Annotated in this window: 11 protein-coding genes; 4 read left to right on the plus strand and 7 right to left on the minus strand. The window is 36.8% G+C overall.

Translation table 11 applies throughout. The features are described from left to right. Positions 1-483: 483 nt before the first annotated feature. Positions 484-1,947, minus strand: a complete 1,464-nt coding sequence (locus tag J2S17_RS28370; RefSeq protein ID WP_307480654.1) for a lmo1851 family serine protease — start codon at positions 1,945-1,947, stop codon at positions 484-486. A gap of 438 nt (positions 1,948-2,385) precedes the next feature. Between J2S17_RS28370 and J2S17_RS28375 the strand changes: the two genes are divergently transcribed. Further along, positions 2,386-2,622 (plus strand): hypothetical protein, encoded by a 237-nt coding sequence (locus J2S17_RS28375; protein ID WP_307480656.1) that lies wholly within the window; start codon positions 2,386-2,388, stop codon positions 2,620-2,622. Here J2S17_RS28375 and J2S17_RS28380 read toward each other — a convergent pair. The 3 genes from J2S17_RS28380 to J2S17_RS28390 all read right to left on the minus strand — a co-directional run bounded on the left by J2S17_RS28380 (position 2,619) and on the right by J2S17_RS28390 (position 4,891). After that, the gene (locus tag J2S17_RS28380; protein WP_307480658.1) at positions 2,619-3,482 is read right to left on the minus strand and encodes a M15 family metallopeptidase; all 864 of its coding nucleotides are present in this window, start codon (positions 3,480-3,482) and stop codon (positions 2,619-2,621) included. The two genes, J2S17_RS28375 and J2S17_RS28380, sit on opposite strands and share 4 nt — an antisense overlap. Positions 3,483-3,647: 165 nt before the next feature. Next, positions 3,648-4,352, minus strand: coding sequence for a purine-nucleoside phosphorylase (deoD, locus tag J2S17_RS28385; RefSeq protein ID WP_307480660.1), 705 nt, complete (start codon positions 4,350-4,352; stop codon positions 3,648-3,650). Between the two features lie 230 nt (positions 4,353-4,582). Continuing rightward, positions 4,583-4,891 carry a hypothetical protein gene (locus J2S17_RS28390; protein ID WP_307480663.1) on the minus strand — a complete coding sequence of 103 codons (309 nt, stop codon included), beginning with the start codon at positions 4,889-4,891 and terminating at the stop codon, positions 4,583-4,585. A 226-nt stretch (positions 4,892-5,117) separates the two neighbouring features. Between J2S17_RS28390 and J2S17_RS28395 the strand changes: the two genes are divergently transcribed. Then, positions 5,118-5,999 carry a glycerophosphodiester phosphodiesterase gene (locus J2S17_RS28395; RefSeq protein WP_307480666.1) on the plus strand — a complete coding sequence of 294 codons (882 nt, stop codon included), beginning with the start codon at positions 5,118-5,120 and terminating at the stop codon, positions 5,997-5,999. Between the two features lie 111 nt (positions 6,000-6,110). Here J2S17_RS28395 and J2S17_RS28400 read toward each other — a convergent pair whose 3' ends face one another. Both J2S17_RS28400 and J2S17_RS28405 read right to left on the minus strand, forming a co-directional pair. Beyond that, positions 6,111-6,881: a sporulation protein gene (locus tag J2S17_RS28400; RefSeq protein ID WP_307480668.1), complete on the minus strand. Its 771-nt coding sequence runs from the start codon at positions 6,879-6,881 to the stop codon at positions 6,111-6,113. 448 nt (positions 6,882-7,329) lie between these two features. Further along, on the minus strand, positions 7,330-7,503 hold the full coding sequence (locus J2S17_RS28405; RefSeq protein ID WP_307480670.1) for a YozD family protein: 174 nt from the start codon (positions 7,501-7,503) through the stop codon (positions 7,330-7,332). A gap of 178 nt (positions 7,504-7,681) precedes the next feature. On the opposite strand from J2S17_RS28405, the gene J2S17_RS28410 reads away from it, so the two are divergent. Then, on the plus strand, positions 7,682-7,852 hold the full coding sequence (locus J2S17_RS28410) for a hypothetical protein (RefSeq protein ID WP_307480672.1): 171 nt from the start codon (positions 7,682-7,684) through the stop codon (positions 7,850-7,852). On the opposite strand, the gene yodN is transcribed toward J2S17_RS28410, so the two are convergent. Next, positions 7,827-8,546 carry a germination protein YodN gene (gene yodN / locus J2S17_RS28415; protein WP_307480674.1) on the minus strand — a complete coding sequence of 240 codons (720 nt, stop codon included), beginning with the start codon at positions 8,544-8,546 and terminating at the stop codon, positions 7,827-7,829. The genes J2S17_RS28410 and yodN overlap by 26 nt on opposite strands. A 238-nt stretch (positions 8,547-8,784) precedes the next feature. Between yodN and J2S17_RS28420 the strand changes: the two genes are divergently transcribed. Continuing rightward, positions 8,785-8,919, plus strand: a complete 135-nt coding sequence (locus J2S17_RS28420) for a hypothetical protein (protein WP_307480676.1) — start codon at positions 8,785-8,787, stop codon at positions 8,917-8,919. Positions 8,920-9,046 lie beyond the last annotated feature (127 nt).

Raw genomic sequence — 9,046 nt, forward strand, 5'->3', positions numbered from 1 at the left:
GATTAATAATCTTGTTTTTCTACCTTCCCACACACTCTCCTCGGTAGAAGGGATCAATTGTCTCTCTTTTTCTACCTTCTCACGCATTCTCCTCGTTAGAAGGGATTAATTTTCTCTCTTTTTCTACCTTCTCACACACTCTCCTCGGTAGAAGGGATCAATTGTCTCTCTTTTTCTACCTTCTCACGCATTCTCCTCGTTTGAAGGGACTAATTTTCTCTCTTTTTCTACCTTCTCACACACTCTCCCCGTAGAAGGGATCAATTGTCTCTCTTTTTCTACCTTCTCACACACTCTCCTCGTTAGAAGGGATTAATTGCCTCTCTTTTTCTACCTTCTCACACACTCTCCTCGGTAGAAAGGGGGGATCCACGTTCTTGTGCACTGTTCTCATCTAATATGAATAATAATCAATAATCGTACTAATAAAATATCAAAAAAAACTGCCAGCGAATTCGTTCGATTCACTGGCAGTTCATTTTATTATTTCATTTTACCTTGTAATACTTCTACTGCTTTTTTAATTTGAGTATCATTGTCAATTACTTGTTGGCGCAGTTCTTCCATCAACTTTAATGTCGATGGTCCAGTAAGCACGCCTGTTTCTTCTATTTCTGCTTCAGCTTGGAAAGCCTTGACTGCAGCCTCGGTTTTTTCATCAAAGAAACCGTCTTCCCTTTCAGGATCATGTCCAATAGCTTTTAACATTTGCTGTGCCACTTTCACTTGGCTCGATGATGTTGATAACTTGAGCTCGACATCTGGATTGATGAAGGGCAAGGAAGCATAGTCTGGTAAAGACACCTTATGATTAGGCTCTATTCCTTTCGTGTGTATCCAATTCGCTTTTGGAGTCAGCCATTTTTCAGTTGTGAATTTCATATTGGAGCCATCACTAAAGTCTTGGGCGCGCTGAACCGTTCCTTTACCAAAGGATTTTTCACCAACTAATTCTACATTAGCTGATTCCTGAACAGCAGCAGCTAGAATTTCTGAAGCGCTGGCACTTCCTTTATCAATTACGACAACTAATGGTATATCAGAGCTTTGTGTATTAGTTGATTCAACTTCTTCTTTATTTCCATTTCGGTCTTCGATTTGGAATAAAATTTCTCCCTCAGGAACGAACAAGCTCGAAATTTCGATTGCTTGATCTAGTAATCCACCTGGGTTTTGACGTAAATCAAGGACAAGACCTTTCATTCCTTCATCTTGAAGCTCATTTAATTTATCAGCAAGCTCCTGAGCCGTATGTTCAGAAAATGAAGTAATTTGTACTTTCGCAATTTCATCATCAATCATTTCACCGTACACAGTCTCCAGTGGTATCGTATCACGTGTAATTGTCATTTTCACTGACTCTTCAGCACCTGGACGCATCACTTCAAGTTCTACATCTGTGCCTTTCTCACCTCTTATCAAAAGAACAGCTTCAGAAGAACTCATCCCCTGCAGACTTTTTTCATCAACAGAAAGGATTTTGTCATTCGGCTGTAACCCAGCTTTTTCTGCAGGAGAGCCCTTTAAAGGAGATACAATTACAACATGTCCCTCTTGTTCTGAAATCTCTGCACCGATCCCTTCAAAGGAAGATGCGATACTATCATGGAAACTCTTTGCTTCCTCTACATTCATGTAATCTGAATAGGGATCATCTAACGCATCGAGCATTCCATTGATGGCACCATTAATAAGCTCATCTTGATCCACTTCTTGGTAATACTTATCCTTTAATGTATCAAATGCCGAATAGAGCTTGCTAAATTCTGATCGCTCATTGGTTCCCACATTTACCGCTTTTTCATCACCAAAAGCAAGAGCTAAAGTTGTAATCCCTGCCGATAAAAAGACAACAAAAAATAAGAGCATGACAAATTTAAACTTTTTCATACGTATATACCCAGATGGTTTTTCTGCTGATTCTTGATTTAAATCCTCATTTTCCAAAAACTTTCACCACTTTCATGACCATAGAATCGAATCCGACTCTTTAATGATTAGAATAACATTTTTAATTGAAAATTAACAAAGAAAAAAGCCGTTTTTCATTTTTCATTGGATGTACTAAAAAATTTAAATAAATGTGCGAAAAGAAAAACTTACCAGCATATGTACAAATTATACATCATTTTTCATCCTAATAGGATGACGAGTATCTGAACGATTGATAATTTAATTATCCATCAAAAATATCCAACCCCCAAAACAGTACTTTCCTCAATTGAAAAAGCACTTAACATACAATTAAGTGCTTTTTCTCTTGCCTTTAGTTTTTAGTCAATTTTTCTTTTTTCATGCATATCATGTATTTAATCCCCAAAATTTAAGTGTTTCTTCTTCTGTTAGGAAATCATACATAACATATCCCGAAAGGAGCTACTCTGCATGTACATAGGTATTCTCTTATGGTTAAGCTTTGCTTTTTTTATTATTACATTTGTATCCGGTATTATGAATAGGTCCTGGAAACATGAGCTTCTAAGCATTTTGCTTGTCTTGCCATTAAGCTATTATCTGTTCATGATCGATAATATATTCAGCTATTTATGGGTATTACCTTTGTTTCCATTTATGGTCTTGCTCTATTTTATATTCGTAGAAGAAAGACAGATTGACCATTAAATTTTTTCGACAATATCGAAATACTCTTCTAACGTCCAGTCCTTGTCAAACATGACGGTAGCTGCCTCTTTACCGACAAAGCGGAAGTGCCAAGGCTCAAATTGATAGCCTGTGATACTTTCTTTTCCCTTTGGATACCTTAAGACAAATCCGTATTTATGAGCGTTTTCAGCAAGCCATTTCCCTTCAGGAACTTTTTCAAATTCTTCTGTTAAACCATAGTTCACAGAGCTGCTTGAAATATCCATGGAAAGACCTGTTTGATGCTCACTGCTGCCGGGAATGGCAACGACCTGCACAGCCTTTTCTTCACCTACTCGGGTAACCTCTGCATTAAATACCGTTTCTTGTCGGTCATAGGAACGATAGCCAGATACGGCAAAAAGATCAATTGAGGCTGCTTTTGCTCCCTCAAACATTTCTTTCAGGGCATCTGCTGCTTCTTTCCGCAGATAGCTTTTTTCTATATCCTCATCGCCAAAGGAGAAAGCAACATTCGGCCTGACTAAATCATTGGGAATATAATCAGATGGTAAGCTGAATTGTTTATTGACTAATGCCATCACATTCTTGGGATTCTGTATTACATTCATGTCATCAACCACTTCTATATCGTTAAAAAAGGCAGCCTCCAAAACAGGATTATTACTGTCTTTTTCAGCAGGATTGGTTGATGTTTCTGCACTTTCTTCATTATTAACTTCTTCATCATTTTTACCATTATCGTTTTCATTTGTTGTTTCTGAGCCATTATGATCCGCATTTGATAAAAATGGAATCTTGTCCAAATATGGATCCAGCTGACTGCAGCCTCCTAATATCACACTTGCTACGACCGTACTAATCATTATTTTTTTCATGTCAATTCACCTATCTCTAATGCATTTCATTTCTATCATATCATGTAATAAAATGAAATGCGAAAACGAAACATTATAGTGAAAAATCCCCAAAAACGAATGCTGGCTTCACCTTATTTCTCCATTAAAAGAAGACTATCCAGTTTGAATAGTCTTCCTCTTATCTCACTCTTTTATTGCTGCTTCTAATGCAACTTCAATCATTTCATTAAATGTAGTTTGTCTTTCCTCTGAAGTAGTTTCTTCACCTGTCAGAATATGATCGCTAACAGTTAAGACAGAAAGTGCTTTTCTGGAAAATTTTGCTGCCAATGTGTATAAAGCCGCTGTTTCCATTTCAATTGCAAGGATTTGATATTGCGCCCATTTTTCATGTTCTGCGTTGTCATTATAAAACAAGTCTGCAGTAAAAACATTTCCAACCTTTAAGTTCAAGCCTTTTTCGACCCCAGTATCATATGCTTTTCTCAATAAGTCAAAGTCTGCTGCCGGTGCGTAATCCACTCCGCCAAACGTTAAACGGTTCATTTGTGAATCAGTTGATGCAGTCATTGCAAGAATGACGTCACGCACCTTTACATCCTTTTGTATAGCACCGCAGGTACCGACCCTAATAAGGTTTTGCACATTATAGTTGTTCATTAACTCATTTACGTAGATAGAAATCGATGGCACACCCATTCCAGTACCCTGAACAGAAATTCTCTTTCCTTTATATGTACCAGTGTAGCCGAACATATTACGGACTTCATTATAGCAAGTTACATCTTCAAGAAATGTCTCAGCAATGTATTTTGCTCGCAAAGGGTCTCCAGGAAGAAGGACCGTTTCAGCAATTTCATTTTCTTTTGCCCCGATATGTATACTCATCTATATTACCTCCAGTTATTAATGAATCTGATTTAATTCAACTATAGCATAATAAAAACAGGCTAGAAAACTCCATACTGTTAAATAAGGAATCCACCTGAAAAATAATTATCGCTATAATCAATAAATAAAGCAAGTATTAATGGGGAAATTCAGGAATCATCATTTAATGCTCCTCCGAATCTATAACCAAGTATGTCTGTATTCATCAGGAGAATCACATATCCTGACTATCTAATATGAATTCGATTAATTTTCATCCATCCACCTGATTTTAGCTGATAATAATGCTGGCCCCTTTTTCCTTCATCAATATATAAAATATCACCAGTAGTTATGAACCTTCCAGCAAAATCACACGGCATCCGGTCAGGCACATTGAATTTTTTAAATACCGATGTTAAGCAATCCTCATGATTCATTCCTTCAATAAATAGTCGATATACTTGGCGATAACCTTTACTCTCCCGATAGACCGGCGTTTGAAAAATGGTGACGTCGAACTCTTTCTTCCTGCTTTTAGTTAACTCCTTAAGCATTCATCATCCCTCCAACCATTTTTTCGTTTATTACTTCTTTTATTAGATATAAAGTTTGTCGTTTCCTTCGTAAAAAAATTACTAGTTTTGTCGATTTAAGAAAAAAACGATAAGAAAACGCTTACATTTTTAAATAGCCGCTCATATACTGTTATAAATGCTTATATATTGCCTAATTGAGGAGCTTCGGACTTTCAAACAACAACGAGGAGGTGAGCAGAATCGAATGAGGATTCAATTAACCAAAAGAAAAAGCCTTCCACTTTTATTGATCTTATGTTTTCTTTCCTTTAGCATAATTGAAGGTTTTTTGCCCCTTCATCCCTTTGAATCAATCGCACATCGCGGTGCTTCTAACGTCGCGCCAGAAAATACGATGGCCGCGTTTGAGGAAGCGCTGGCACTTGATTTTGACTATATTGAGCTTGATGTCCACCTTAGTAAGGATGGTGAGTTCATTGTTATCCACGATGATACAGTTGATCGCACAACAAATGGAGAAGGAAAAATAAATGAAATGACTGTTCAGGATATTAAAGAGCTGGATGCTGGATCGTGGTATTCCCCTCAATTCACAAATGAATCAATTCCATTATTGAGAGAAGTGATTGACAAATTCGGAGGAAAAATTGGGCTTTTGATTGAAATAAAAACCACTGGGCAACAGATCGAAATGGCCGGAGCTTTATCCCCTTTATTATTAGACTCTATCGAAAAAGGGCAGTTATCTTATAAAAATGTGAAAGTCCAATCATTTAACGTCAAGGAAATAGAAAAGTTTCACCAGCTAGCACCTAAAATCGCGACCGGTCTCCTATTGAATAATCCTTTAGACACTTTTCAGCTTACAACCTATAGACAATTTACTACTTTTTTATCCATCCATTATTATGCTATATCAAGTGCTTTTATTAAGCAGGCAGAGTTTTATGACTATGAAATTTATTCATGGACGATCAAGCAACAATATCAATTTTATGATATGCAACGAATTGGTGTTCATGGCATCATTTCAGATGAAGAAATGAAAACCCGCAACACACACTTTTATGCGCTTGTCTCCCCATTATTAAAAGGTCAGGATATTTTACGAACTTTCTTTGTCTAATATAATAAAATTCATTTCTCCGCAAATCCAACTAATCACTTACTTTCGACTAAAAGCACAGAAAAAAACGTCAGGCATTCTCTCCTGGCGTTTTCCTCGTTCATTTAATTCTTATGCATACTTAGAAATCGTCAATTTAATTTTCTCGCGGATATCCAGGATATCAGAATCTGCTATTTTGACTAAAATAGTCGATTCATCCATTGATAGCGCCTCTGAGAAAAGACCTCTAATGCCTCTTGCCCGTCTGTCTACTTGAATCATAAGATCGATTTCATTCTTTGTATTTGGATAAAACACCATCTCCAACTCATCAAGATGTCCACGGAAAGAACCTGATACGGGTATAAATTCAAACTCTTGTACAAATGGTAGCCTGCGGCGCAAACCGTGTGGGACTTCCACGCAATCGACTTCCCTTATCTTAAATCCTAAATCAATTACAGCGTCTATAGCAGATTTCATCAATGGGTTAGGAATGACTCTAATCACATCTTTATCATCGGGATCTACAGCATTCTTAATATCCAACTCTGTTGAAATCCAGATTTTTGACTTACCAATAGATACAGTTGTATCCAAGGGCAAAACAAACGAAAATGGAATTTCTTTTTCTTCATCAGACTTTAAAAGAAAAGACTCTGATAATCGGATTCTCTCGATTTGGCTATTTACATAATATTTTTTATCATCACTCTCTTTTTCGAAAGCTGTACTTACATTTATATAGATTTCTGCAATTTTCTGTTCGATCTTACCGCCTTTTACTTCAACGACCCCTGTTACTTCTCCCCCAGGAAAGACAGTTTCACTATGCAGCTTCGTATCTACCTTTGCTGCTCCAATACCAACGCTCGCCAACACCTTATTAAACAAGCTCATTTACGTTATTATCCTCCTCGTGACAAATGGTCACTTCAGTTAAAATCAAAATATATACGTAAATTCGGTTGCGAAGGTTTCGTTTTTTTAAAGACTTTTTCAATATATGATTCGTTTGTAAATAAAGTATTCTATGTAGAATAGTAGCCCTTATCGTTTTTTACCAAACTAATTCCCCTCTCCTTATATACAAAAAATGACGGATACCCGTCATTTCATAGTGTCGACAAAAGTAAAAATAGGCAAACTTCTATGAATTTGGAGAAATGTACGTTCGACTCCTGCGGGAAAAGCGAGAAAGCCCGTGACTTGCAGGAGCGTAGCGACGAAGCGGCTTAACGCTCGCCCCACAGTATGCGAACAGGTAGCTTCGGAAATCCTAGCCAATCTTTATTACGAAAATAAATGAGTTTGTCTGCAGCCTCAAATGACGGATACCCGTCATTTTTTATTCTTCTTCCTCTTGCTCATCAATAATGCATTTTTTCAATAGATAATCAAAAGTGATATCTGCTAGTTCATCTACTTCTTCTTCAGATGGAACAAACCCTCTCTTTGCCAGCTCATGAAAGAAAAATTCAGCAATCTCTTCTGTATCGATAAATACTTCTATTTCCCTCATAGCGTCGCCCCCTTTGTACCAAATGTATGTGGTTTTCATTCAATTCATGCAAAACAAAGTAAATTATGTGATCAATTTCAAATAATGATGAATGAAAGGGGTTATTTTTTCTAGTCCTATGCATACATATAAACTATCAAAATATACTCTATTAAACATGGGGAAGGAAGATATTTCTATGAATCTAGTACAATCTCTTTCAAACTGGTTTGTCAAAGATGTAAACCTTGAAAACAGTGTCACCCTTAATTTTTTAGCAAAGATATTAAACGGATTATTCTTCATTGTTATGGTAATTGGAATACCGCTAATTATCATTTCCATTATTCGATTGATTTTTGCTCATTAGCAGCGGTTTTACTATCATTTTCGTTGGCAAGCTGCTTTAGCTTTCTTAAAATAATTTGCATGACTTTTTTATATTCCTCATCTTGGAACAGTTCATATAGAATATGATAATCATTATAAATATCAAGTAAGCCATCAATAAGTAATTTCTTTTCCTTCACACTTTCAAGCAGCTCTTTTTCTGCCTCACGGAAAGAGAAAGTAGATTTCTTAAGTTCTTGGATTTTTTCTGTCTTATTAATTAAATATAGTAATCCTAACTTTTGGATAAAGGCATCTGCACTCTCAGCATCTGCAAGTAAGGTTAACTCTTCTTCGCCAGCTTCAAGCCATTCACCATCACTAATTCTTGATAATTCATAAATAATGTCTTCCCATGCGTCCTCTTTATAACGCCAAATTTCTGTACGAAAGCCAACGATTTTAAATAATTCTGTTCCATACCCTTTCACCTGGACGAGATCACCAAAGAAATATTTATATTCTATGTCAATCTGCTCCTTTTCAATAAGCTCTCCTTCATATTCTGAGAGATATTGCAGACTTGATTCCATATATAAGCCTTCGCTTTTATTGACTTCATAAACATACATATCATCCAGCCATTTCACATCCGTGATTTTTCCCACCGTTCCATAAATCGTAATCACGACTGTATCACCGACTTTAAATTTAGGTTTTTTTCTATTTACCATATCCTCCATCCTCTCAATGATCGCCGTGAATGATTATTACGATATCATATGCAAGGAATAGCTAATTCGCTCTTAGATAGGGCTGTCCAATTTACAATTAGGACTGGTGTTTAAGGCATGTTTACTGGATATCAAATTGCTGAAAAGATTGTGTTTTAATGGGGAGGATAGGTATGAATATTGAAGTAAATAGGCTTTGATGAATTTATTTTTAGTTTTCTTAGGGGAGTGAATTGACTTGTCATTTGTTGTGGAGGGAGGGTTGATGATGCCGGATTGTTCAAGGGGGAGCGATATTTTTGACTTGCTTGGATCATGGTTAAGGGCGGTTGGTTCCAGACAGGACGTTTCTGAATTGCTCGGTTACTTGTAATTGAGCGATCTAGTTACCCCCTTCCTCCGGTCTCCTCTCTTCCGGGCACTAGTTGAGCGATCTAGTTACCCCTTTCCTCCGGTTTCCTCTCTTCCGGGCACTAGTTGAGCGATCTAGTTACCCCTTT

The organism is Cytobacillus purgationiresistens (assembly GCF_030813235.1).
Taxonomy (GTDB): domain Bacteria; phylum Bacillota; class Bacilli; order Bacillales; family Cytobacillaceae; genus Cytobacillus; species Cytobacillus purgationiresistens.

What these genes read in the sequence shown, in the direction of transcription:
- J2S17_RS28375 (WP_307480656.1), top strand. Translation starts at nt 2,386, where the DNA reads ATGTACATAGGTATTCTCTTATGGTTAAGCTTTGCTTTTTTTATTATT.
- J2S17_RS28380 (WP_307480658.1), bottom strand. Translation starts at nt 3,482, where the DNA reads ATGAAAAAAATAATGATTAGTACGGTCGTAGCAAGTGTGATATTAGGA.
- deoD (WP_307480660.1), bottom strand. Translation starts at nt 4,352, where the DNA reads ATGAGTATACATATCGGGGCAAAAGAAAATGAAATTGCTGAAACGGTC.
- J2S17_RS28390 (WP_307480663.1), bottom strand. Translation starts at nt 4,891, where the DNA reads ATGCTTAAGGAGTTAACTAAAAGCAGGAAGAAAGAGTTCGACGTCACC.
- J2S17_RS28395 (WP_307480666.1), top strand. Translation starts at nt 5,118, where the DNA reads ATGAGGATTCAATTAACCAAAAGAAAAAGCCTTCCACTTTTATTGATC.
- J2S17_RS28400 (WP_307480668.1), bottom strand. Translation starts at nt 6,881, where the DNA reads ATGAGCTTGTTTAATAAGGTGTTGGCGAGCGTTGGTATTGGAGCAGCA.
- J2S17_RS28405 (WP_307480670.1), bottom strand. Translation starts at nt 7,503, where the DNA reads ATGAGGGAAATAGAAGTATTTATCGATACAGAAGAGATTGCTGAATTT.
- J2S17_RS28410 (WP_307480672.1), top strand. Translation starts at nt 7,682, where the DNA reads ATGAATCTAGTACAATCTCTTTCAAACTGGTTTGTCAAAGATGTAAAC.
- yodN (WP_307480674.1), bottom strand. Translation starts at nt 8,546, where the DNA reads ATGGTAAATAGAAAAAAACCTAAATTTAAAGTCGGTGATACAGTCGTG.